This window comes from candidate division WOR-3 bacterium, from assembly GCA_016867815.1.
Lineage (GTDB): Bacteria > Hydrothermota > Tepidihabitantia > Tepidihabitantales > Tepidihabitantaceae > UBA2258.
In genome coordinates this window covers 1-23,220 of record VGIR01000015.1, presented here as the reverse complement: position 1 = coordinate 23,220, position 23,220 = coordinate 1, and the positions used below count along the sequence as shown (strand labels likewise).

The window sequence follows — 23,220 nt, the reverse complement described above, 5'->3', positions numbered from 1 at the left end:
CTGCGCGCAGGCGGGGTAGGTGCCAGCCAACACACCATTATCCTGCTTTCGATGAACCGGTCAATCGTGCACTAGAGCACGTCCCATCCCCGCACTTGAGCACTTCCCTTCCCTGGCACTAGAGCACCAGCTCATCCCACCCCTGGCTTCTGGTCTCTTGCTTCGTCTTCTCCTCACCCTCGCTTCGCTCTCCCTCTCCTCTCAGAGGAGAGGGTTGGGGTGAGGACCACTGGACCACCATACCACTTGACCACTAGTACCCTTGCCCCTTCCCGGAATACCCTCCCGCATCCACCGGTAGATTGTCTTTGACAAGCCATGTCCTGCCAGCTAGCCTGTTCAAGAAATGCGGGGACTGCCACCGCTATCGTCGGACGAAAACGGTGGCTGTGCCCAATCCGTTCTGGAGGAACCATGAACTTACTGCTCGCAGCCATTCTCTTCTGCTCGGCCGCATCCGGCGCCCAGCCGGCGGCAATCCGTACCGCGGAGTTGGTCGAGGCCGACAATATGTTTGGGCTCGCGGTCTTCGACCAGCTCACCACGGCCCGGCCGCAAGAGAACGTCTTCATCTCGCCCTTGAGCATCGCCATCGCCCTGCAGATGACCGCGCATGGCGCGGCCGGCGCGACCTGGGATGCGATGGCCGGCACGATGCGGGTATCCGGGCTCCCTCGCTCCGAGGTCGCGGCCGGCAACCAGCGACTCCGCGAGGATTTGGTGAACTCCGACAAGGCGGTCCGGCTCGGCATCGCCAACTCGCTCTGGCTGCGCAAAGGCGTGATGCTGCGCAAGCAGTTCGCCGACGACTGCGGCAAGTACTACCGGGCGTCGGTGACCACGCTCGACTTCGCCCGGCCTTCGGCAGTGACCACCATCAACGACTGGTGCTCCAAGAACACCAACGGCCGCATCAAGCAGATAGTGAGCGAGCTGAAGCCCGAGGAGATCCTCGTCCTCGTCAACGCCATCTACTTCAAGGGAACCTGGACGGAGAAGTTCGACCCCAAGCTCACGGCTCCGCGCGAGTTCCACCTGGCTGCGGGCAGCGTCCAGCGCCAGATGATGAACCGTGAAGACAAGTTCCGCTACAAAGAGAACGACGCCATGCAGGCGGTCGCCCTGCCCTACGGCGACGAGCGGCTCAACCTGTATATCTTCCTGCCCCGCGACAAGGACGGTCTGGGCAAGCTCATCAACGCGACCAAGCCGGAGAACTTCGCCGCGCTCTTCGCCGGGTTCGGCGAAAAGAAAGGCACGGTCGTCCTGCCCCGGTTCAAGCTCGAGTACGAGCAGAGCCTGAACAAGGTGCTCGCTCAGCTCGGCATGGGCATCGCCTTCACACCCGGTGCCGACTTCTCAGGCATGGTCGTGCCGCCGGCGACCGCAGCAATCAGCGAAGTCCTGCACAAGACGTTCGTCGAGGTCAACGAAGAAGGAACCGAGGCAGCGGCAGTGACCGCGATTAAGATGCTCGCGACGGCGATGCCGCGCCAGGACGAGAAGTTCTCCTTCATCTGCGACCACCCATTCCTCTGCGCCATCCGCGACGACGTGACCGGCTCTATTCTCTTCCTCGGCGCCATCTACGACCCGAAGCAGTAGCGGCGCGGGACATGACCGAATCCGCCGAGGGTTCGGATCGTGTCCCAAGCCGTCCGACCAGGACTTCGCTCCTCCTCACCCTCGCGGTCAGGCGATGGCGACCCTGAACCAAGGCGGCATGAAATGGGCCACACTCGCGATCGCCTGCTACTCTGCCCTGCTGGGGACTTACGTGCTGCTCGCGCGACCACTCTCGCAGCGCTACGGTCCCAAGAGCCGGACCGGTGACCTTATCCTCGGTCTCTTCGCCTTCCTCGCGGGTGTCGTTCTGGCACTGCGCTCACTGACAAGCTAGCGCCGTAGAGCAGCTGCCCGCCGATCTTACTTCCTCCCGGCCTGGCAGGCCTGGGACTCGATCCGAACCCCGGCCGGATTGGCCGCGAGACTCCTGACGGGCAGCACGGGCATGTCCCGTCTCGACCCCTGGCCGGCGCCGGCCTCCCGACCAGAACCCCTCCGCCTCTAACCCGGCCCTAAAATAGCTGTTGACAGCCGATAGAACATTAGTAGTATTTGATTACTAATGGTTGTGATAGACAACGAACCTAAGGACTAGAAGATGAAAGAAAGTGTGATTGACCATTTGACCGAGCTCGGGTTCTCGGGCGCCGAGGCGGCGGTGTACGTGGCGCTCTTGCAGGAGCCGAAGGCGACCGGGTACCGGATTGCGCGGCTGGCGGGCAAGCCGGTGCCGAATACCTACAAGGCGCTGGACGCCCTGCACAAGAAGGGCGCGATTATCGTGGATGAGACCGGGCGCGGCCGGACCTACACCGCGCTGCCGGTGAGCGAGTTCTTCGACGGCATGAAGCGCAGGCTGGATACGATGCGCGGCCACCTCGAGGAGGAGTTGAAGGGGCTTGCCGCGGGCGGGGTGGAGGGCGGGATATACCAGCTCACTACGCCCGACCAGGTCTACGGCCGGGCCCGGACGCTGCTGCGCGAGGCGAAGAGGGTCGCGCTCGTTGATATCTTTCCGACGCCGCTAGATCACCTGCGCGGCGACCTGGAGGCGGCGGCGAAGCGGGGAGTGCAAATCTGGGCGTTGACCTACCTGCCGGGCGAAATCAAAGGCTGCGAGGTAATCGCGCCGAAGAAGCCCGCTCTCCACCTTGAGATATGGAAGGCCGACTGGATGAACATAATCGTGGACAGCCGAGAGGCGCTCTACTCGCTCCTGAAGAAGGACGGAGCCGGCGTGCACCGCGCGGTCTGGATAAAGGACCCGTATCTGGCGATGCAGGCGTTTTCCGGCGCGTTCCACGAGTTTATCTTCGACCGGGCCTCGCAGCTCATCTGGTCCGGCAAGTCGAAAGAGGAGCTGGGAGTCGAGTTGCGTAACCTGAGTCGCCGGTACGTAACCGACGATACTTTCTACGAGGTCCAGCGTGCCTGGGTGGACATGGACAAGGTGAGGGAAATGAGGCGACGGGCGGACCGCGAGGAGGCGACATACCGGCGCAAGGCAGCCAAGGAGAAGAAATGAAGACATTGTTCCTCACCGCGGCGATTGTTGCCCTGGTGGCGGCCGCCGCGTGGGCGCTTTCCAGTCCCCGGCGCGCGGAAGGGCCCTACACGGTCGAGATCAGCGACGTGGCCGGCGCCGGCGTCCCCACGGTCGTGCCCGAGGTCGTTGTCCGGGCGAACCAGATGCCCGAGGTAGTCGTGAGGGCTTCGTCCCTGCCCAGCGTGGCGAGCCTGGGTGAGGCGGGCCCGGAGTCCTGGTACTAGCAGCGGCAAGCGGAGGAAATGATATGAAGGCAATTCTGGCAGCAGCAGCGGCGGTGATACGGGCGTCTAGGTGCGCGTCGCAGCCGTCGGCAGCGCAAGCGGCGACGGAGGCCCAGTGAATAGCGAACAGTATCCGGTCAGTTTGAGCATTGACTACCAAGAGGGACCGCGCGACCGAGCGACCGCGTTCTTCAGGCTGATCCTGGTCATCCCCATGGCGTTGCTGGTAGCGCTGCTCGTCGGCAGCGAGTACCGATGGGGTTTTGATGGCGCGGGTGGAGATGTCGCGTGGGCGACAGCGGGATGCGTAGTCGCGCCGGCGCTGCTGATGATCCTCTTCCGGCAGAAGTACCCTCGCTGGTGGTTCGACTGGAACCTGAACCTGAACCGGTTCGTCTTCCGGGTGAGTGCGTACTTCGGGCTACTGCGGGACGAGTACCCTTCCACCGACGAGGAGCAGGCAGTGCACCTCGACGTCGCCTACCCGGAGGTGAAGACCGAGCTGAACCGCTGGCTGCCGCTGGTGAAGTGGTTCCTCGTCATCCCGCACATCGTCGTCCTCTGTTTCGTCAACATCGCCGCATACGTCTGCGTCATCATCGCCTGGTTCGCCATCCTCTTCACCGGCCGGTATCCGCGGCCGCTGTTCGATTTCGTGGTCGGGGTGATGCGCTGGCAGGCACGCGTGGTGTGGTACGCGGTGCTGTTCGCGACAGACAAGTATCCGCCGTTCAGTATTGAAGCATGAGATACGGACAGGGATCGAGAGATAAAGGGATCAAGGGATCGAGTGTCGGACGTGTGCTCGGCACTTTGTCCCTGTATCCCTTTGTCCCCGTCCTCAGAAGTGAGGCGAAGATGAGGTGTTTTGCTGCAGTGATGCTGCTGGCAGCAATGGGCGCGGCCTACGCGAGCGCCCCGCAGCCGCAGCAGGTGTTGGTGCAGTTCAGTGTCGGGACCGGTACGACACTCGTCGGGTTCAAGATCGCCCGGTGCGCAACGCCGGCAAACGACGAGTTGGTGACGACGCCCGGCCACTTCTGCCTTGATCTGCCGTTCAACTGCGCCTTCGTGATGGAGAGCGCTTCGGCGGACGGGTCTGGGGTGGTTGTGCGGCCGCAGTTCGGACCGCTTGCTTTCGAAGTCGCGATTCGTCCGAATCGCCCGAGCGAGTCGTGAGCGGTCGCCGTCGCACGGCAGTTCTCATTGGGGCGGGCGGTGCCGAACTCCTTGTCCGGCGTTTTTCCTCTCACGGACGCCGTCGGGGTCGAGCTCAGTAGCCCAGCACCGCCCGCCTGATTCTGGCAGAGGGGTTCGCGGATTCCGGGGTCTGAGTCGAATCCGGCACGGGAACCCAGGAGCCCGTGAATCCCTGAACCCGACTCCCTCAGTAGCGGTGGATGAAGGCGAAGTAACCGGCGCAGATACCGGCTGCGTCGGCCACCAGGTCCTTCCAGGAGAAGTGCTTTTCCGGGCCGACCAGGTCGTAGAGCTCTTTTGTGACACCCAGTGTCAGGATACCGCCCGTCGCAATTCCCGTGGACAACGGCTGTGAGAGGTTGACTCGGTCCCTGCCAAAGTGATACGCCGCGCCGACGGTGACGAAGCTGGCCGAGAAGTGCCAGAACTTGTCTATAGCGAGCCAGCGGTCGGGCTCAGGAGAAATCGGCCTCGTGGTCAAGTGGTCCAGTGGTCGAGTGTGAGGAAAGGAATCAGGAGATCGAGAGATCAAGGGATCGAGCGGAGGACGGCGCAGCGAGTCGGGCATGTTGGACAGTGGCGGTTGGCCGAGAAGGGCGAGGACGAGGAGAAGGGGCGCAGTGGTCAAGTGACCCAGTGGTCTAGCGACCGGAGTTTCGGTTCAAGACAGTTCTGATGAAGTCGGAGCCGTGCAGCATTCCGAGGGAACCTGAAGCGCAGGCGGCTTCGTCGTACGCCTGGACTGAGTCGGGTGCGACGTCCGGAGTCAGTATCGCGACCGGAACCGGACCGTGGACGTGATTGCCCTCGGCAACCGGCGTCATGTGGTCAGGCAGGACCGCAACCGTGGCCGCGATGCCTTTCTCCTCAACCCCCTTCATCACCCGCGTGACCAGGCGCGAGTCGAGATACTCGATGGCAAGGATCTTCTGCTTCAAGTCCTTGGCGTGCGCTGCTTCGTCCGATGCCTCAACATGGACAAAGACGAAGTCGTGGTCTGCGAGCGCATTCAGGCAGGCGTCGGCTTTGCCTTCATAGTTGGTGTCAATGAGACCGGTCGCGCCGGGTACGTCGATTACGTCGAGCCCGGCGTAGACGCCGAGTCCTTTGATCAGGTCGACCGCAGAGATGACCGCGCCGGTGATGCCGTACTGTTCCTTCAGGGTCTTCATCTTGGGTTTGCGGCCCTGTGACCAGAACCAGATGGAGTTGGCCGGGTCTTTCCCGGCTTTGACCCGTTCCCGGTTGACCGAGTGGTGCGGCAGCAGGTTCCAAGAACCACGAATCATGTCGTTCAGCCGGGCGACCGTCGGCTTGGCCTCTTCGGACTTCGGGACAATCATCAGGTCCTCGACCTTCTCGCCGACATGGTCGTGGGGCGGGAAGCAGTCGAAGTCGGTAGAGCCCTGGTCGAGCACCATCAGGTGTCGGTAGGAGATGCCGGGGAAGAAGTGGGCGTCGTCGCCGCCGATGTAGCGGTCAACGTGGCGGATGAGCTTGTGCGCTTCTTCGGTTGAGATGTGGCCGGCCGAGTGGTTCTTGACTCGGCCGTCCGCGACGCAGATCAGGTTACAACGCATCGCGATGTCGGCGTCGTTCAGCTTGACGCCCATCGAAGCGGCCTCGATGACGCCGCGGCCCTGGTAGCATTCGTGCGGGTCGTACCCGAGCACGGTCAGGTTAGCGACCTCGGAACCGGGCGGCATGTCTTCGTCAACCGTGACGAACGAGCCGCAGCGGCCGAGCCGGGCGATGCGGTCGATAGCGGGCTTCCTTGCTACCTGCAGCGGGGTCTTTCCACCGAGCTCGGGGACCGGAAAGTCGGCAGCGCCGTCGGCGAGAAAGACGACATAACGCATGTGGTCTAGTGGCCCAGTGGTCTAGTGGTCAAGTGACGGGAGCGGACAGTGGTCGAGTGTTCTAGTGGTCCAGTGGTCATGGGAGGGAGAGGAAAGTGGTCCGGTGGTCAAGTGGAGGAAGGCGAAGAGAGCTTACGCTCGAGCGCGCGGATGAGAGCCTTCGTCAGACGTTCGGTGTCGCCAATCGACTGAAGCAGCGGCGCAGACTCTTTGTCAGACAGGTAGCACAGCTTCGTCGTTAGAAGCGCCTGGGTCTGGAGTTCACAGATTGAGCCGTAGGCAATGTAGAGCGAGCGCAGGAAATCGGCTGTCGTGCGTCGTCCGAAGCCTTCGGCGATGTTTGATGGTATGGACACGGCGGCCCGCTGCATCTGACCGGCGAGCCCGTAGACTTCACTTCGGGGAAACCGCTTCGTGGCCTGATAGACGTCGGCGCACAAGTTAAACGCCTTCTGCCACGCGGTCAAGTCCTGATAGGTCCTTACCTGTGTTCTGTCTGCCACTAGATCACTCGACCACTAGACCACTTGATCACTTCTCTCCCATGACGTACGCGAGAATCAGCCGGACAGTTGCGGCCAGGGCCTTGCGGTGAGTCCGTTCGAGGTTGTGCGATGCGTTGATGCCCGGGCCGATAAGCCCGGTGACTGCATCCAACCCGGCCCGTACGGCAACGGCTGCGTCCGAGCCGTAGAACGGGTAGATGTCGACCTTGAAGGGTATCTTCTTCGAGCGGCACAGTTTCACCAGCCGCTGCCGCAAGGCGTAGTCAAACGGCCCGGTTGAGTCCTTGGCGCAGATGCAGACCGAGTACTCGTCCGACTCCTGACCCTTGCCGACCGCGCCCATGTCAACGGCGACCAGTTCCGTGACTTCGTTTGGGATTCCCGCTGAGGCGCCGAACCCGACCTCTTCTGACGTGCTGAACAAGAAGTGCGTCGTCAGGCGCGGACGCGTTCCTGAATCGGCCAGTGCCTTCAGAGAACCAAGCAGACACGCCACTCCGGCTTTGTCGTCGAGGTGACGGGTTTTGACGAACCCGGTCTCGGTCACCTCGCAGCGTGGGTCGAAGTGAACGTAGTCGCCGACTGCGATGCCGAGCCTCGCAACGTCCTTTTCGTTGTGAACCTCGGAGTCGAGACGGATTCTCATGTTGTCGAACTCGCGCTTGGTGTCGTTTATCTTCTTGCTGACGTGGGCGGACGGCTCGTCGAACAGGATGGTGCCGCGGAGGGGCTTCCCTGAGCCGGGTTCGATCGTCACGTACTCACCTTCGACCGTGCCCAGTGCGTAGCCGCCGACCGGTGTGAACACGAGCGAGCCGTCGCTCGACACCTCCTTTACCATCGCGCCCAATGTATCTACGTGGGCGGTCAGCGCCCGGTGCGGGCCGGGCTCCCGGCCCTCAAGCGTTGCCAGCAGCGCGCCGCGCCCGGTGCGACGGTTCTTGATGCCGGACCGGGTCAGCTCTTGTTCAACGTAGCTGATGGCCTGGTCGGTGTGGCCAGCCAGGCTGGGTGTCTTGACCAGCCGGACGACCTGCTCAACTACGTACTCGGTCAGTTTCTCATCTATGCGCATGACTCAACCTCTTGGGAACTTCCGATTAAGGAAATCGGAGAACCACCCGTAGTCATTCGGACCCTTCTCGTAGTGCTCCGGCTTAGTGTCGAGGCCGGCGAGCGAGGGCGGCAGCGGCGGGTCGACGCTGAGCAAACGCTGGATTTCCTCGGGGAACTTGGCCGGGTGGGCGGTTTCGATGGAGATGGCCAGAGGGGAGGATTCAAGGATTCCAGGATTCAAGGGTTCCAGGTAGCGGACCAGTCCGGCCCAGCCGACCGCGCCGTGCGGCTCGAGCATCGTTTTGTACCTGGCCCAGGCGTCCTTGATTGCCTGTCGGGTTCCTTCGTCGTCGATGCTGACGGCGTAGATGTCGCGCCGTATCGCCGCAAAGTCTGGCTCCTTGGAGACCTTGCCCTGCTCATCCATCGCGCCACCATACAAGGCCACGAGCCGCGGCAGATTGGACGGGTGGCCGACGTTCATCGCGTTGGAGATGCAGACGCGCGAGGGTACGATCTTCTCGTACCTGCCCGTGGCGACGAACTTCGGGAACTCATCGTTGGCGTTGGTGGCGATGACGTAGCGTGCGACCGGCAGACCCATCTGCCGGGCAATCAGGCCGCCGCAGATGTCGCCGAAGTTGCCGGATGGAACCGAGATGACCGCTGCCTCGCCCTTCTCCTGCAGCTTGGCCCAGGCATACAGGTAGTAGACCGCCTGCGGCAGAAGCCGGCCGATGTTGATGGAGTTGGCCGACGAGAAGCGGATACGCTTCAGTGCCGGGTCGGCAAAGGCGAGCTTGACCAGAGCCTGGCAGTCGTCGAACTGACCGTCCACGCCGATGACCGAGACGTTACCGCCGAGTGTGGTCATCTGCTTCCGTTGGCGGTCAGAGACCTCCTTGATCGGGAAGAGCACCACCATCGAGATACCGTCCACGTTGTGGAAGGCGTTGGCGACCGCCGAGCCGGTGTCACCGGAGGTGGCCGTGAGGATGACGAGATTGTCCGAATGGTCTGAGACACGATCCGAATTCGAAAATGGGGACAGTCCACCAGGAGGTACAGTCCCCATTTTCAGGAAGTAGCGCATCATCCGCGCCATCATCCGGGCCGCGAAGTCCTTGAAACTCGCGGTCGGGCCCTGGTCGAGCCGCATAAGGTAGTTCCGGTCGTACACCTTTTCCAGCGGCACGTCGTAGTTGTAGCACTCGGCGCACAGCCGCACCAGTTCGTCATCGGGGATCAGGCCCTGGGTGTAACGCTTCAGGACGGCAAAGGCGATCTCGGGGTAGCTCTTGTCGCGGAACCCGACAATCTCGTCGAGCGGGATTCTCGGAATCTCGCGCGGCATGTAGAGACCCTTGTCCGGGGCCTGGCCCTGGAGAAGAGCGCCTTTCAAGTCCACGTCCGGGGAATGTAGGTTGGTGCTGTAGAGAAGGATGATCAGTCACCTCTTTTCAGAGATCGAGGGAACCAGAGATCGAGAGATCGAGCGACGCTTGATGGTGCGCATCAGGCTGGCAAGCATTAGCTCCACCTCGTGGATGTCGTTCCGGAGACCCTTGGAATCTTCGGCCGTCAGCAGGCGCAGATCGCAGGCAATCATAACCTGCGTTTCCAACTCACAGTTCGATCCATAGGCTATGCGCAGCGACCGGAGAAACTCGGCCGAACTGTGACGCCCGTACCCCTCCGCGATGTTCGATGGAATTGAGATGGCGGCTCGGCGCATTTGCGACACGAGGCCGTACAGCTCACCTGCAGGAAAGCCGATGGTCAGGCGATACACCTTCAGCGATGTGGCGTAGCTCCGCTGCCACACTTTGAGGTCGCGGTAGCTCCTGAGCTTCTCTCGATCACTCGATCCCTTGATCTCTCGATCCCTATCTACTTCGCTCCGCTCAACGCCTGCTCTAAGTCCGCTACGATATCGTCCGGATGCTCTGCTCCGACCGAGAGCCGGATAAGGTCGGGCGGGATGTGGGCCATCTTGCGGCTTTCCTCGCCCTGCTGCAGGTGAGTAGAGATTGAGGGAATGGTGGCGATGGACTTCACGCGGCCAAGGTCCGTTACGCGCATGATGAGTTGCAGCCGGTCAAAGACCTTGCGCGCGGCCTGGGGCCCTGCCTTCACGCGGAACGAGAGTAGATGTCCGTAGCGGTTCACCTTCTTCCCGTAACGGTCGTCGTACTCGGAGTCGGCCAGCCAGAGGTACTTGCTCGCCAGCGGGTGAAGCGGATGGTCCTCGAGGCCGAGGTAGTTGACGTTGGTGACTCCCGGCTGCTTCTGCAGGAACCGGGCCACCTTGAGCGCGCTCTGCGACCAGACGTCCACGCGGGTGCGCAGGGTGCGCAGGTCATTAATTGACGACAGTGCCTGGTACGGGTGTAGGCAACCGCCCTGGTCGCGGTGCGGGTACTCGCGCAGGTAGGTGCAGAGGTCAGCCTTCATCCGGTCGTTGTCCACGTTCGAGGGAATCGACTTGCGGGCGATGATGGCGCCGGCCGTGCCGGTGCCGGACGCGCTCATCGTCTTGGTCACCGAGTGAACCACGATGTCGGCGCCGTAGGCGAGCGGCCGCAGCAGCGCGGGCGTGGCGATGGTCGAGTCGGCGATGTACGGCAGCCCGTGTTCGTGGGCCAGGTCGACCGTCTTCTTCAGGTCGAAGAACACCAGGCCGGGGTTGGAGGGCAGCTCGCCGTACAGGAACCGGGTGTTCCTGTCGATCTTCGACCGCCACTCGTCGAGGTTGTTCGGGTCGAGAATCCAGCGCACTTCGATGCCGCGTTCCTGCATCTTGCGGACGTTGAACTGCTGGAAGGTTCCGCCGTATATCTGGCACTGGGCGACGAAGTTGATGGGGTCGCTGCCCTGCTTGACGAGCAGCGTGTCGGTCAAGTTCTCGATTGCCGCCATGCCGGATGAATAGACCACACAGCCCGCGTCCACCTCGGTGCCGTAGGCCTCGAGCAGGGCGAGCGTGTCCTCGAGGTAGCCGAGCGTCGGGTTATGGATGCGGATGTAGGCCCAGGTCGGGATCTGGCCCGCCTGCGCGGCCTCCATCTCGTCCGAATCGCGGTAGGCCTGACCGGAGCTGGCGAAAACCGGCTCGATGATCGCGCCCTGGTTCTTCTCAATCGCCTCGGTCGCGGTATAGAGGCCGTGAACCGCGATGGTGTCGAAGCGGCGCTTCTTCGCCCGCGCGATATCCTGTTTGCGGACCTCAAGCGCCTGGTTGGCGCGGTCGATGTACTTCTGTACGCCCTCGCTCGGCGAGGGCGGCGTTGAATGGGCCATGTTTTCCTCCTAGGCGGTGCGGGACATGCCGAGCAGTTCGGCAAGGACCCCGAAACCAACAGCCATGCTTGCGAGCCAGAATGCCCACCCCGCGTAGGGGATGGCGCACAGGGCGAATACGATGGCGATGCCAACCGGAGCGGCCCACCAGAGCGAGACCTCGGGCGAGCCGAAGATCCGGAACAACAGCCGGCCGGTGAACATGCCGGCGAGCACCTTGGCCACGTAGAGGCAGACAATGTATGCGGCCAGGGCGATGAGGCCGGCAGGAATGGTTATGATGAGCGCGAACGCCACCACGATGCTCATCGGGCCGATAAGGAACCCGATGGCGCCGAAGCCGAGGGTCCGGCCCCAGTGACCGAGCGAGCGAGTCAGACCTTCGTTGAGGGCATGCTTCCAGATTGCCACGAGCAGGAACCCGACCACCAGCGCTCCGACTATCGAGAGAATCGTAAACGGCAGGAAGAACCTGACGAGCATCCCCGGTCGGGGTTTCATCTGCCTGAGGTCCTCGATTTCCTTTGGCGTGGGGAGTTGCACGTGCTCGATGTTACCGAATACGTTGTCGGGGTTGGCGACATCGAGCGTCTTGCTCGAGCGGTAGCGCAGGTTGCCGTAGACGCGGGCGTCGGGAGTGAGTGACAGCTTGTCGGCCACGGTCACGTCCACATCGCCGTCAATCGAGCCGGATATCACGACTTCATTGGCGACCGCCTTTACGTCACCGCGCACCGTGCCGGCGATTTCGAGCTTCTGACAGCCGGCAACTACGTCGCCGCGGACCTCAGCATTCTTGCCGATGGCCAGCGCGGCGCCGCCGGCCAGCACGTCCTGACCGACGCCGCCGTTGATGTAGATCGCGCCGGCACCGGCCCGGACCGCACCGCCGATGCGGCCGCTGACGGTGAGGGTCGCGCCGATCGCGACCAGGTCGCCGGCCGCCGCGCCCGACACGTCGATATTCTGAGCCGCGAGAAAGAGGTTGCGCGTGACCGGGCCGGAAACGTTGATGGTCTGGGATCCCGCCAGTACCGAACCGTCGAGCCGACCCTCAATGCGGAGCATCGTTCCGCTGAAGTAGATGTCGCCGATGCGCGTCTCATCGGCCGGCAACGTGTAGCTCGGTTCGCCGACGAACTGGGCGGCAAAGGAAAGGGTGAAGAGTGAAGAGAGAAGGGCAAAGGCACAGGGGGATCGAGGGAGAAAGGGATAGAGTGCCCGGTCCCGGAACTTCGCCCCGCGATCCCTTTGTCCCTTTATCCCTTTCTCGCTCATTGCTGTGCCAAACCGCACGTCAGTTCAATCCTTCCATTTCTTGAACTCGTCCCGGATGCGGGTCTCAACCTGGCGGCTGAACTCGTCCCAGTCCGGTTCATCGCGTTTCATCTCGTCGGCGAACTGGGCGCGGACCTTGGCGGCGATTCGGTCGCCGACTTCGTCCCAGTCGCGCTTCTTGGCCTTGCGGTGCCTGACGCTGCGGGCGCCACCGCCGAGAGATATGCAGCAGCCGAGGATGAAGCCAAGGTTGTAGCCCCAGCCGACGTTGTTCACCTCGTAGATGCGGACGTCGCTCGCAAACAGGCTGACGATGAACGTAATGACGATGATCAGGCCGTGCCACAGCCCGGCCCAGAAGTTGGCGGGTCGGCCCGTCTCAACGCTGTATCTGGCGTTTCCGGGCGCGCAGCCGGCGACCAGCAGGACCAGAAGTCCGACCAGCAGGATCTTGGACCAATTGTGCATCATAGCGACACCTCCGGTTTTGATCGAGCTCCATACTCTACCGCGCCAAACGCGGCGGTCAAGTGCCCGGTCCAACCCTGAACTCGGCACTGAACCGCCAAGACGCCAAGAGCACCAGGCATGCACCGGACATATCCATTCGGACCCTCGAACGTCTTTCTGCTCTTGTGGTTGGCTTCCGTATGGCGGATCTGGGGTTCACTGCGTGCGAAGCTGAAGGGATGAGACAACGGGATCGGGACAGAAACGAGGAGAGGAAGTGCCGGTGCCTGGGTGGTGTGACTACGGGACGGAGCGGAGGTGGGAGCTAGTCGTGGTGTTTGCGCATCTCCTCGATGACACGTTCCTCAATCCTGCGGCTGAGGTCGGCCCAGTCCGGGTTTTCGGAGCTCCCGGAGTTGCGCCAGTCGGCCAACCCCTGACTCGTCCCGTCCTTGATGCGCTGCGAGATTCGGTTCCAGCCGGACTCGGTGCGGCGTCGGCTCCGGTGACGGCGATGGCTGAGTTGGAGGCCTCCGCTCCGCGACATCGTCGCGCCGATGAGGAATCCTACGGCGAGCGAGATGACCGCAATCAAGCCGGTCCAGAACCAGTCGCTAGGCCCGCCTTTGATCGCCGCAGGGTCGCGGCCGGACCCACAACCTCCGGCCAGCGGGAGCACCAGCAGTCCGAGCAGGAGAAGGAAAGGGGTCCGGGCTTTCATCGCGCCTCCAGAAGATGCTATCGGTTGCCTAAGCACGAGCCACACTCTACCCAAACTCAGCCGCAGGTCAAGGCCTCCGGTTCAGCCCGGAATGCGACACAGGAATTCACCACCAAGGCTCCAAGACATAGAGCGGGTGAGGACGGAAGACAGTTCTGTCTGCTTGACGTTCCTGGTGTCTTCGTGGCTCAACATCGGATTCGGGGTCCAGCATCATCGGCCGACGGCTTGACAGGGGTCAGCCGAGAGCTAGACTAATGCGACCCTCTTGGGGACAACATGAAGCGACTTGCGCTGTTCGCGGTCTGCGCCATCGCGGCGACGGCGGCCGCCGACGAGTGGCACTACCTGTCCGGCGGCAGGCTGTCCGGCATCTCAAGCGTCGGCAGCCATGTCTGGGCGGTCGGGCAGGACGGTCTGTTCTTCTACTCCGAGGACAACGGCGGGTGCTGGCGCCGCGTGCCTCGTTTCACGACCCGCAATCTCGTTGACGTCGAGTTCTGGGACCAGAGCTTCGGCCTCATCACGGCCGAGGGTGACATCATCTATCGTACAACTGATAATGGCGGGACTTGGGATTCCACCTACGTTCAGTACGTCGGTGGCCGGATTCGGTTCATCACACGTCACTGCATCTGGGTCGTGATTAACGACAGGAATCTACGCAGTTCAGACGGCGGGCTAACTTGGTCATTGAAGGGGCGGCCGTATGACAATTCGTGGTTCACCGACAGCCTGAACGGATGGTGCTCTCTTATGACACTAATCTATCGTACTACCGATGCGGGACAGCATTGGAGCTATGTCGGCGAAGTACCCCTTCCGTACTCCTCTGGTGGGGTTGACTGCCTTGGCTTCACCAATCAGGATACGGGAGTCTGCGCTTGGCGGAGCTCCTTCAATTCGGGCTTCCATACTTACTTCGTCTGTGGCTGGTCAGCCACCACTGACGGTGGCGCATCGTGGGATTCTCTCACCGGGTACACCACTCGCGGCGTTGCCTGTGACATCGGCCCAGAAGGCCGCGTGTGTGGAGTTGAGGAACGAGGATGGGTCGTCTATGAGCCACCGTTATGCCACAGGTCGGGGGCGTCTCAGATAGAGGCGTTTCGCGACATCTCAGCCGTGCGAGGCGAGCGCGCGTGGGTTTGCGGAGACGGTGGCGCAATCTGGTCGTCATCTGACTCGGGCATTTCGTGGGATCGAGCGAAGCCACAGTCTGGCGCGACGCTCCGCAACGTTGACTTCATCGACAGCCTCCACGGTTGGGCGGCGTCAGCTCTTTGGCCGGCTCGGACCTCCGACGGAGGAAGGTATTGGGTTCCGGCGTCGGCCGGACCTCCAGTAAGTCCAGTGAGCGACGTGCTGGCTCTTGATGAGTCGGCAGCCTTCGTGGCAGGAGCGTACAGCGAGTACGACCCTATGAATATGTGGTGGTACGGACACTTCGCGCTTGGACTCACGACCGATGCCGGAGATTCGTGGGCCTCAATTAACCCCATCTACTTTGACTACGGAGCATCGCCGATCGGGTCCTCACGGTTTGCGCGCGTCGACCGACACATATGGCATCCCGGTGTATGGACACCGGATGGCAACTCGTTACGTAGCACCGACGGCGGCACAACATGGCTCGACATGGATACGCTCGGGACTAGAGGCTACGGGGAGCCGTTTGACATCAGCTTCTTTGATATGCTCAATGGGTGGGTAATCGACTCCCGTAGCAACATCCGCCGCACCACCGATGGCGGTGATTCGTGGACCATCATCGCGACCGGTATCGGCGTGAAGCGCCTGAAGATGACCAGCCTGACAACCGGTTGGGCCATTTCTGATTCAGAATTGTTCGAGACGACCACCGGCGGTATGACTTGGAATGGCGGTGTGGTGCACTCCGGGCTACAGGCAATTGCCTTCTGTGACTCGCTGCATGGCGCGATTGTCGGAAAGAAGGGCCTGATACTCCGCACGAGCGACGGAGGTCAGACCTGGATCTGGGACGGGAGCAAGTTCACGTCTGACCTCTACGATGTGTTCGTTCTGGACAGCACCCATGCCTGGGCTGTGGGTGCGAACGGTCTGGTTCTCGGCTTCGGCGACTGGGCGATAGGGGTTGATGAGGCACGCGGATACGAAGGCCTCTACAACCTGGCTGCTGGAGTCGCGGTCCGGCCGAACCCGTGCCGAGGTCGAGTCAGCATCGAGTTCTCACGCCCACTCGTGAGGCCGATGCAGGCTACCCTTGTGGATGTCGCGGGGCGGGTGCAACAGGCAATTCCTGCGCCGTCAGGCGTGCGGTCCCTGGAACTCGACCTGCGAGCCACGCCGAGTGGCGTCTACTTCCTCCGCGCTGGCTCGGGCACTGCTGCCCGCCTCGTCATTCAGCGATAGCGAGACCAAGCCGCCGTATTCCGCAGGTCCTTGTCACATCTCGCACCGCTGTCCTTCCGCTTCTCGCCTCCGGCATCGAGCTTCTGACCCCGTTCCTCACTCCCTTCTCTTCTCACTGGACCACTTGACCACTAGGTCACCTGATCACTTGCGGTTCTGTTGATTCCTCAGCCCGTTGCCCTACAGTCCGCCCCACGCCAGATCCTGAGTCTAGCCTGCACGGAGGAGGAATCCGGGGATGGTTGCGTGCCGCATCTAGAATTGACCACCTACGGAGCCAGGCAAGTGCGCCGAAGACCAGAGCGACACCACCTAGTCCGTCGCACTTGAAGCGAGGTCAAGCCATCCCCGAAGATTTCGCTTGACGCGACTCCACGACAACCTGTAGAATCGAGCAGCGGAAAGGTCCGGACGCGGGCTCCCTGACCACAGAAGACTGAAGCCGAGGCAGCCGGCACCCGAGGCGCGTGACTGACTGCGTCGAGGATACGAAAGGAGAGACGTTGAGACGCAGACCCGTCCTCGCCGCCGCGATGATAGCGATCTCGCTGGCGGTTGCATCGGCCGCGCAGGTACTCGTAAGACTGTCAGTTCCGCCGCCGGGGCGGTACGGCATCGAAGACCTGTGGAAGGCCACGGTCGTTTCCGACAGCTCCTACGACAACGTCTGGTTTGAAGGTTTCGTGCTTGAAGCGCGGCAGGGGCAGGTGTTCTGGGCGAAGACGAAGACGTTCTCGCTGACCCGGGGTACAAAGGTCTTTGGCTACCACAGCGTGACCATTGACGAGACCAAGACCGCGCCCGGCTACGAGGCCTTCCTTACGCGGCAGGGGACTCTGCCTCAGGGCCGGTACAGCTTCGAACTCGTCCTGAAGCCGTTCGATGTCGGCGACTCGAACGGGTTCGAAGTGAAGCCGATGGGCCCGCCGAGGCTGATCTCGCCGCGTGATGGTGACACCGTCAGAGCGAGGTATCCTCAATTCGTCTGGGCGCCACCGGTGCCGAGGCCCTCGGGCCGGGTGACCTTTGGCCTGAAGCTGGTCCAACTGCTGCCCGGCCAGACCAAAGAGGAGGCGATGAGCGTCAACTTGCCGTGGTTCGAGAAACGGGACATGGTCGGCACCAGTCTGGTCTACCCGAGTTCTGCACAGGCGCTGGAATCCGGCGAGGACTTTGCCTGGCAGGTGACCGGCAGCCCGGGCGGGACAAGCGAAACTCGGCGTCTTGCCATGGGGAAGACCGCCCGGATGCTGACGCGCGAAGAGGTCGTCGCCATCATCCTGAAGCAGGTCATCAAGCCGGAGAGCCTGGACCACGATGTCGTGGCCTTTCTCGGCCGGGCGCCGCTGGGGCCGGCCGACACCCTGGCTGAGGCGAGCGACAACCCGTGGCAGAAGACCTTCTCCAAGCCGACTTGGTTCGGTTGGGTGAACGACCGGCCCCTCTCCTACTTTGCGCGCCCGACGCGCTACGTCTTCGTGGACGCCTCCACCGGGGAGCTGGGCGTGGAGGTGCGCAACTGGTGGCCGAGCCTGAACCGCAACTGGATATGGGTGACGCCCGAGGAGCTGGCCGGAGACAGGCATGTCATCTTCCTGGAGACGAAAGGGGGCGGGCGATGAGACGGCACCCGTCATTCGACGTCGGTCCGGCGGCGGGTTTCGCGCTGCTGGCCGTCCTCCTTCTGTGGGTCCCGGCGCGGGCTGAGAACTACGGCATCTGGGCCGCGGGTGGAGATCCCCTGATGGGTCCGCAGATGGAAGCCTGGGCGCGGGAATTCGCGAGGCTCGTCGGCGAGCGCGGGGTGACGAACATGGACAGCGCCAAGTCCGAAGGCGAGTTGCTTGCCGCCATCAAGAGACTCAAGGGCAGAGTGAAGTGCGGGGATTCCATCGTCTTCTACTACAACGGGCACGGCAGCGCGTCAGGCGGGAACCTCGAGTTCCGCCGGCGGGGCAACATCGGTTCGGTGACCGCGTCCGAACTGGTGAGCTGGTTTCTGGACTCAGCCGGGCTGCGTAGCCTCTGCACCTGCAAGGTGATCATCGTTGACCACTCCTGCTACAGCGGCAACTTCATCGACAATGTGACCAACGCGGACCCGCACGTCATCATCGCCCAGTCGAGCACCGGCGGGACGACAGCCAGCGGCGACGGCATCATCGACGAGAAGAACAGGACCGTCACCTGGGGCGGCCGGGACTGGCCGACCAAATTCAACGAAGACCTGGCCAGTGTGCCAAAGGGAGCGAACCTGCAGGACGCAATGCAGGAGGCGGGCAAGAGCGCGGACAGCGAGAGAAGCGACGCCATCAAGAAGACGGACAAGCCCCAGACCTGGAAGCGGTTCTCCGGCCACGTGGAAGCGGTGGAACAGCCCAAGCCGAACGGGCCCAAGACCGTGACGCTCAAAGACCGCACCGGCACGCTGCGAAAGATAGTGATGAACCCGGGTTCGCGGATAAAGGTGGGAAGGAAGGAACTCGACTTCTGCCTGCTCAACGTCTGCTCGGACGCCACCATCCTGGTGCAGAAGAAGGATACCACCTACACGGCCAAGAGCAGCACCGTCTCACTCAATGTCGAAGGCGCGTGGGGGCACGTCCAGAGCGTGGACCGGGAGAATGGCCTGGTGGTAGTACACTTCGGCGGACCGGACTTCATGAAGGAATCCACCTACACCTTCAAGTGGAAGCCCCCGGACTCGCTGCCCGACTGGCTGCAGGAGTGCAAGTGGGTGACGATTACCAAAGGCCACCTGGACACGGTTCCGACCATCAGCGGAGCGGACGAGCGGGAGTCTCCCGAAGTCAACTTCTACGGTCACGTCCAGTCGGCAGACCCGGACAAGGGCGAGTTCACGATGCACATCACCAGGCCGGGGTGGCAGTACTGCCACACGCGCCGCGTGACGATGAAGGAAGGGGTCAAACTGCCGCCCGGCATCGGCTACTGCAAGTGGGTATCCCTCAAGGGCCGGCTGTCGGACAGCATCTACGACGCGACCGGCGTAACCATCAACACCCGTGGCGAGAAGCTAGTCTACCGCGGACACGTGCGCGAGGTGAAGGATGGCGTAGTGACGTTCCACATCCAGGATCCGGAGTGGCTGTTCTGCACGGTGCGGAAGTGGAAGCTGCCACCCGGCAGGCCGCTGCCGGATTTCGTGAAGCCCTGCAACACGGTCAACGTGCGGGGCGTACTTACTCCTGATTCCATCAAGCTGGACAGCTTTGGCCAGCCGGGCTGGGTAACCAAGGCCAGACCCGTGGAACTGAAACTCAAAGGGCATATCGAGGCCGCGGGCGACGGCTGGATTGACGTGCTCGTGGCCGAACCGCCCGCGCTCAAAGGCAAGACCGTGCGGGTGCGGCCGGCGGGCGGGAAAGCGCCGGAAGGGTTCACCCCCTGCCACGACATCACCTTCACGGGGAATATGGTGTACGACAGCATCATCAACGCCGCCAACCTGGCGATTGCCGGCCGGCCGCAGGAGAGAGCTGACGCCGGGGTGAAGAACGCCCTGGCCCCACGGCTGGAAATTCCGGGCCAGACGCCGGTTGCGCCGGAAGCGGTCGTGGAGAACTACGGACGGGATACCATCCGCATGCTGACTGTCTCGTGCCGGGTGGACTCGGCCGGAACACAGGTGTATCACGACACGCGGACCGTCAACGGCCTGGGTCCCGGGGTCACGGCCGACGTGGTATTCAGCGCCTGGACTCCAGGCGGGCCGGGCAACAGCTACGAAGCATCGTTCCAGACCATCCTTGCGGGTGACAGCAACCCCGGAAACGACCGCCTGACCCAGCCGGTGTTCACGGGCACAGCCGAGAACCGGGCGCCGGTACTCGACTCAGGACAGGTGCAGCCTGACTCCGGCCTGGCCGGGATGCCTTTCGTCTATCGCGTGCTCTATCGTGATCCGGACGGAGACTTGCCGGTTGAGCACTCGGCCGTGGTTGACGGTGTGCAACAAAGGATGATACCGGGAGGTGGAGAACCGGTCGCCGGGATGTGGTTCGTCTACCAGACGCCGCTCGCGGCCGGAGAACACTGGTATCTGTTCCAGTTCGACGACGGACACGGACACGTTGTGAAGACTCTCACCCAGCCTGGGCCGATAGTGCTGCAGCACTAGCCGCCGGGTGGTAGCCGAATTGAAGCAGCTACAACGGCCAGTCGATTCAGGAGGTCAAGAGTGCTGACTCTGATCGCGCCGCTATTGGCAGTTTCGCTCGGCGCCGGACCGGTGCAGTTCTCTGGCTCCGCCAGCATGTACAGTGAGTATGGCAGGGTGACGGGCGACAGCCTGGTCAAACCAACGCCGGAGCTGCGGTTCAACATCAACCCCACGCTCTCGCTCTTCGGAGTACCGCTCGGTCTCAACATGCTCTTGAGTACGCAGGAGAACCCGCTCAGGCAGCAGTTGGACAAGTTCAAGCTCTTCCTGAACCCGAGGAAGTGGCTGGAGGCCCAAACCAACCTGTCGGGGTTTGCCTGGTCGCTGAAGGGGTTGGAACTGGGCTCCTGCAATCCGTCGTGGACGCCATACACCCTGTCCGGCACGCCGGTGCTGGGCGGCGCCGTGGAACTAACTCCATGGCACCTGTATACAGCCGCTGCAGCGGGCCGCACTCAGCGCCGGGTCCCTGTTTCGGACTCGACCCAGGGGGCGTACGCCCGGATGCTCTACTCCGGACGGTTCGGATTCGGCAAGAAGGAGGAGACTCACTTCTACCTGACCGCCTTGTACGCCGGGGACGACACAGCCTCGCCCGCGGGCAACAAGCAGCCGAACCCGAACGACACAACCGACACCTATGAAGTCGTGAGGCCGCAGGAGAACTACGTTCTGGGCGCGGAGTTCAACCTGAGCCTGGCTAAGGATGCATTTCGGCTGGAATCCGAAGTCGCGGTATGTGAGATGACCAGGGACAAGCGGCTGCCGGTCGAAAAGGGGGACTGGATGCCGGCTTGGGCCGCGAGTGCGGTTAGACCTCGGATATCGAGTTCGGTTGACTACGCATTCAAGGTGAAGCCGTCCCTGAAAGCGCTGGATACGAGGGTGTACGGCAAGATCGAGTTTGTCGGGCCGGGCTTTCAGTCGCTGGGCGCGCCGGGCCTGCGCAATGACAATATGGCCATCGGCGCCGGAATCGAGCGCAGCTTCCTGGACAACGCCGTCTCTTTCTCGGCCGAATACACGAGTGAACATGACAACCTGCTGACTCAGGCCGTGAAAGACGGCCTCGGCAGAGCAATGCGCGTGCTCACGCTGAAGAGCATGACGTCGCGGTTCACCAATTGGGAGGCGAGTCTGGGATTGGCGTTCCCCAATCTACCGTACCTGCAAGTGAGCTACAGCCCGTACACCCAGAGCAGCGACAGCCTGGACTCAATGGCCAACGTGGCAGCGACAAGGATACTCGAGGGCAGCGTGATTTCAGCAAGCGCAGGTCACAGCTTCCAGACCGGCAAGGTCTCGCATTCGCCCGGAGCTTCTTTCAGCTACAACGACGCGCGTGGCCCGGTGTCGGAATCGGCCGACAACTCGAGTTGGGACGCAAGCCTGAACTATGGGCTGGGATTCGAGTTCCCGCTGTCCTTGTCGGCGAGCTGCGGGTACAGCACGTCGGAGGCAGTGATGGACACTACATCTGACAACCGGATCTACTTCGACATTTCTCCATCGTACACGCTGTTCGAGAAGTGGACGAACAGCCTGAGCCTCGGCGGGACCTTTGGCGGCGCAAGACGGATAGATGCGCGTTTCACATCGTCATTCCCGATATGGAAGATATGCGACGCCAGCGTTGGCGTCAGTGACGCTGCCTACTCAGGTGACGACGGGAAGTACAACGACCTGCGCCTGACCGCGCAACTGAGCAAGAGTTGGTAGCTGATGCTAGCCGAACGGCCTGTGTCGAGCCCGGTGCCGGTACTTGGGAGTGGCAGGGACTCACTTTGCCGAGTAGATTCAGAAGCACGTTTGGCGGACGGCGACTGCGCCGCACTAGCCTCAAGCTCTCAGCCAGCTCAAGCGCACAACTTCCTATTTCGGGGACACAATACTTAATCGCCGTTGACTCCGATGCAGCTCCCTGTAGACTTGTTCGTGGCCAGAATCGCGCGAGTAGTGGCAGCAGGCGTACCGCATCATGTTGTGCAGCGAGGCAACCGGCGTCAGCCGGTCTTCTTCAGTTCGGCGGACCAGAAGGCCTACCTGCGGTTGATGGCCACATGGTGTCAGCAGGAGCGGGTTGAGGTTTGGGCCTACTGCCTGATGTCTAACCATGTGCATCTGGTGGCAGTGCCCGAGAACGAGCAGGGGCTTGCCCGAGCGATTGGTGAGGCCCATCGCCGGTACACGGTGCGTGTGAACCAGCGCGAGAACTGGCGCGGGTATCTGTGGCAGGGGCGGTTCTCGTCCTACCCGCTCGACGAGCAGTATCTTCTTGCCGCGGTCCGCTATGCTGAGCTGAATCCGGTACGGGCGAGGCTGGTCGAGCGGCCCTGGCTGTACTCGTGGTCGAGCGCGGCAGCGCACGTGAGGAAGCGGGATGACGTGCTGGTGAAGGTGAAGCCGATGCTCGGCCGAGTCAGTGACTGGCGTGAGTACCTCAGCGCCGAGCAGGAGAGCGCCGACACGGAGATTCTACGTCGTCACATGCGCAGCGGGCGACCTTTGGGCAGTCCCGAATTCGTTGAGACACTCGAAGCCAAGAGCGGTCGGGTTCTGGTCCCCGGCAAGCGAGGTCCCAAGCCACGATCCATGTCAATTAAGTAAAGTGTCCCCAAAATAGCCCAAAATAGCCTGAGCGATCACACATCCTGACGCCGCGAAGTCGATGCCCGAAACCGGGATTCGGGCCGGGCACTGAGTCGGTCCTAAGTGACTAATATTCAGCAGGTTGGAGCCGGGCATCTGCTCCGCAATTCAAGGGTAGGGGTCGTCCCCCGGGCGGCGCGGACGGGACATGGGTTACACTTTATTGTCAGGACATGGGTTACAGTCCTTGTCGCCGGGCGGCGGGTTTTCTGCCGCCGGGCAACGCCTGATTCTGCCGTTCTTCGACTCTAACCCACCCACCACAAGATCGCAGAACCACACCCGCCA

20 protein-coding genes and 1 pseudogene are annotated in these 23,220 nt (G+C 62.4%); 11 read left to right on the top strand and 10 right to left on the bottom strand.

Features of this window, described 5'->3' with window-relative positions; genetic code table 11:
- The first annotated feature begins 318 nt into the window (after nucleotides 1-318).
- The 6 genes from FJY68_03880 to FJY68_03855 all read left to right on the top strand — a co-directional run bounded on the left by FJY68_03880 (nucleotide 319) and on the right by FJY68_03855 (nucleotide 4,515).
- The gene (locus FJY68_03880; protein ID MBM3330975.1) at nucleotides 319-1,605 is read left to right on the top strand and encodes a serpin family protein; all 1,287 of its coding nucleotides are present in this window, start codon (nucleotides 319-321) and stop codon (nucleotides 1,603-1,605) included.
- A gap of 94 nt (nucleotides 1,606-1,699) precedes the next feature.
- Nucleotides 1,700-1,900, top strand: a complete 201-nt coding sequence (locus tag FJY68_03875; GenBank protein MBM3330974.1) for a hypothetical protein — start codon at nucleotides 1,700-1,702, stop codon at nucleotides 1,898-1,900.
- Nucleotides 1,901-2,164: 264 nt separating this feature from the next.
- A complete protein-coding gene (locus tag FJY68_03870; GenBank protein ID MBM3330973.1) occupies nucleotides 2,165-3,091 on the top strand; it encodes a hypothetical protein in 927 nt (308 codons plus the stop codon).
- A complete protein-coding gene (locus tag FJY68_03865; protein MBM3330972.1) occupies nucleotides 3,088-3,336 on the top strand; it encodes a hypothetical protein in 249 nt (82 codons plus the stop codon). Before FJY68_03870 ends, FJY68_03865 begins: the two co-directional genes overlap by 4 nt.
- 214 nt (nucleotides 3,337-3,550) lie before the next feature.
- A complete protein-coding gene (locus tag FJY68_03860) occupies nucleotides 3,551-4,084 on the top strand; it encodes a DUF4389 domain-containing protein (protein MBM3330971.1) in 534 nt (177 codons plus the stop codon).
- A 110-nt stretch (nucleotides 4,085-4,194) separates the two neighbouring features.
- Nucleotides 4,195-4,515: a hypothetical protein gene (locus FJY68_03855; protein ID MBM3330970.1), complete on the top strand. Its 321-nt coding sequence runs from the start codon at nucleotides 4,195-4,197 to the stop codon at nucleotides 4,513-4,515.
- Between the two features lie 208 nt (nucleotides 4,516-4,723).
- On the opposite strand, the gene FJY68_03850 is transcribed toward FJY68_03855, so the two are convergent.
- The 10 genes and pseudogenes from FJY68_03850 to FJY68_03805 form a co-directional block, all read right to left on the bottom strand.
- Nucleotides 4,724-5,017 (bottom strand): hypothetical protein, encoded by a 294-nt coding sequence (locus FJY68_03850; GenBank protein MBM3330969.1) that lies wholly within the window; start codon nucleotides 5,015-5,017, stop codon nucleotides 4,724-4,726.
- Nucleotides 5,018-5,177: 160 nt separating this feature from the next.
- Complete coding sequence (locus FJY68_03845; protein MBM3330968.1) at nucleotides 5,178-6,395, bottom strand: cofactor-independent phosphoglycerate mutase; 1,218 nt, start codon at nucleotides 6,393-6,395, stop codon at nucleotides 5,178-5,180.
- Nucleotides 6,396-6,502: 107 nt separating this feature from the next.
- The gene (locus FJY68_03840; GenBank protein MBM3330967.1) at nucleotides 6,503-6,898 is read right to left on the bottom strand and encodes a four helix bundle protein; all 396 of its coding nucleotides are present in this window, start codon (nucleotides 6,896-6,898) and stop codon (nucleotides 6,503-6,505) included.
- Nucleotides 6,899-6,926: 28 nt separating this feature from the next.
- The gene (locus tag FJY68_03835) at nucleotides 6,927-7,976 is read right to left on the bottom strand and encodes a M42 family metallopeptidase (protein MBM3330966.1); all 1,050 of its coding nucleotides are present in this window, start codon (nucleotides 7,974-7,976) and stop codon (nucleotides 6,927-6,929) included.
- A gap of 3 nt (nucleotides 7,977-7,979) precedes the next feature.
- On the bottom strand, nucleotides 7,980-9,404 hold the full coding sequence (gene thrC, locus FJY68_03830) for a threonine synthase (protein ID MBM3330965.1): 1,425 nt from the start codon (nucleotides 9,402-9,404) through the stop codon (nucleotides 7,980-7,982).
- 3 nt (nucleotides 9,405-9,407) lie between these two features.
- Complete coding sequence (locus tag FJY68_03825; protein MBM3330964.1) at nucleotides 9,408-9,833, bottom strand: four helix bundle protein; 426 nt, start codon at nucleotides 9,831-9,833, stop codon at nucleotides 9,408-9,410.
- A 14-nt stretch (nucleotides 9,834-9,847) separates the two neighbouring features.
- A complete protein-coding gene (locus FJY68_03820) occupies nucleotides 9,848-11,257 on the bottom strand; it encodes an O-acetylhomoserine aminocarboxypropyltransferase/cysteine synthase (protein ID MBM3330963.1) in 1,410 nt (469 codons plus the stop codon).
- A gap of 9 nt (nucleotides 11,258-11,266) precedes the next feature.
- Complete coding sequence (locus FJY68_03815; GenBank protein MBM3330962.1) at nucleotides 11,267-12,535, bottom strand: polymer-forming cytoskeletal protein; 1,269 nt, start codon at nucleotides 12,533-12,535, stop codon at nucleotides 11,267-11,269.
- 207 nt (nucleotides 12,536-12,742) lie between these two features.
- A pseudogene (locus tag FJY68_03810) lies at nucleotides 12,743-13,006 on the bottom strand (hypothetical protein).
- A gap of 304 nt (nucleotides 13,007-13,310) precedes the next feature.
- On the bottom strand, nucleotides 13,311-13,706 hold the full coding sequence (locus FJY68_03805) for a hypothetical protein (GenBank protein ID MBM3330961.1): 396 nt from the start codon (nucleotides 13,704-13,706) through the stop codon (nucleotides 13,311-13,313).
- 279 nt (nucleotides 13,707-13,985) lie between these two features.
- Between FJY68_03805 and FJY68_03800 the strand changes: the two genes are divergently transcribed.
- From FJY68_03800 to FJY68_03780, 5 genes are all read left to right on the top strand, one after another.
- The gene (locus FJY68_03800) at nucleotides 13,986-16,100 is read left to right on the top strand and encodes a hypothetical protein (protein ID MBM3330960.1); all 2,115 of its coding nucleotides are present in this window, start codon (nucleotides 13,986-13,988) and stop codon (nucleotides 16,098-16,100) included.
- 503 nt (nucleotides 16,101-16,603) lie between these two features.
- A complete protein-coding gene (locus FJY68_03795; protein ID MBM3330959.1) occupies nucleotides 16,604-17,722 on the top strand; it encodes a hypothetical protein in 1,119 nt (372 codons plus the stop codon).
- The gene (locus FJY68_03790; GenBank protein ID MBM3330958.1) at nucleotides 17,719-20,241 is read left to right on the top strand and encodes a hypothetical protein; all 2,523 of its coding nucleotides are present in this window, start codon (nucleotides 17,719-17,721) and stop codon (nucleotides 20,239-20,241) included. Before FJY68_03795 ends, FJY68_03790 begins: the two co-directional genes overlap by 4 nt.
- A 60-nt stretch (nucleotides 20,242-20,301) precedes the next feature.
- On the top strand, nucleotides 20,302-22,002 hold the full coding sequence (locus tag FJY68_03785) for a hypothetical protein (GenBank protein ID MBM3330957.1): 1,701 nt from the start codon (nucleotides 20,302-20,304) through the stop codon (nucleotides 22,000-22,002).
- Nucleotides 22,003-22,218: 216 nt separating this feature from the next.
- The gene (locus tag FJY68_03780) at nucleotides 22,219-22,890 is read left to right on the top strand and encodes a transposase (GenBank protein MBM3330956.1); all 672 of its coding nucleotides are present in this window, start codon (nucleotides 22,219-22,221) and stop codon (nucleotides 22,888-22,890) included.
- The last annotated feature ends 330 nt before the right edge of the window (nucleotides 22,891-23,220 follow it).

Excerpts from the sequence above, each read along its gene's own strand:
- FJY68_03880 (MBM3330975.1), top strand. The coding sequence starts at position 319 with ATGTCCTGCCAGCTAGCCTGTTCAAGAAATGCGGGGACTGCCACCGCT.
- FJY68_03875 (MBM3330974.1), top strand. The coding sequence starts at position 1,700 with ATGGCGACCCTGAACCAAGGCGGCATGAAATGGGCCACACTCGCGATC.
- FJY68_03870 (MBM3330973.1), top strand. The coding sequence starts at position 2,165 with ATGAAAGAAAGTGTGATTGACCATTTGACCGAGCTCGGGTTCTCGGGC.
- FJY68_03865 (MBM3330972.1), top strand. The coding sequence starts at position 3,088 with ATGAAGACATTGTTCCTCACCGCGGCGATTGTTGCCCTGGTGGCGGCC.
- FJY68_03860 (MBM3330971.1), top strand. The coding sequence starts at position 3,551 with ATGGCGTTGCTGGTAGCGCTGCTCGTCGGCAGCGAGTACCGATGGGGT.
- FJY68_03855 (MBM3330970.1), top strand. The coding sequence starts at position 4,195 with ATGAGGTGTTTTGCTGCAGTGATGCTGCTGGCAGCAATGGGCGCGGCC.
- FJY68_03845 (MBM3330968.1), bottom strand. The coding sequence starts at position 6,395 with ATGCGTTATGTCGTCTTTCTCGCCGACGGCGCTGCCGACTTTCCGGTC.
- FJY68_03835 (MBM3330966.1), bottom strand. The coding sequence starts at position 7,976 with ATGCGCATAGATGAGAAACTGACCGAGTACGTAGTTGAGCAGGTCGTC.
- FJY68_03820 (MBM3330963.1), bottom strand. The coding sequence starts at position 11,257 with ATGGCCCATTCAACGCCGCCCTCGCCGAGCGAGGGCGTACAGAAGTAC.
- FJY68_03815 (MBM3330962.1), bottom strand. The coding sequence starts at position 12,535 with ATGAGCGAGAAAGGGATAAAGGGACAAAGGGATCGCGGGGCGAAGTTC.
- FJY68_03805 (MBM3330961.1), bottom strand. The coding sequence starts at position 13,706 with ATGAAAGCCCGGACCCCTTTCCTTCTCCTGCTCGGACTGCTGGTGCTC.
- FJY68_03800 (MBM3330960.1), top strand. The coding sequence starts at position 13,986 with ATGAAGCGACTTGCGCTGTTCGCGGTCTGCGCCATCGCGGCGACGGCG.
- FJY68_03790 (MBM3330958.1), top strand. The coding sequence starts at position 17,719 with ATGAGACGGCACCCGTCATTCGACGTCGGTCCGGCGGCGGGTTTCGCG.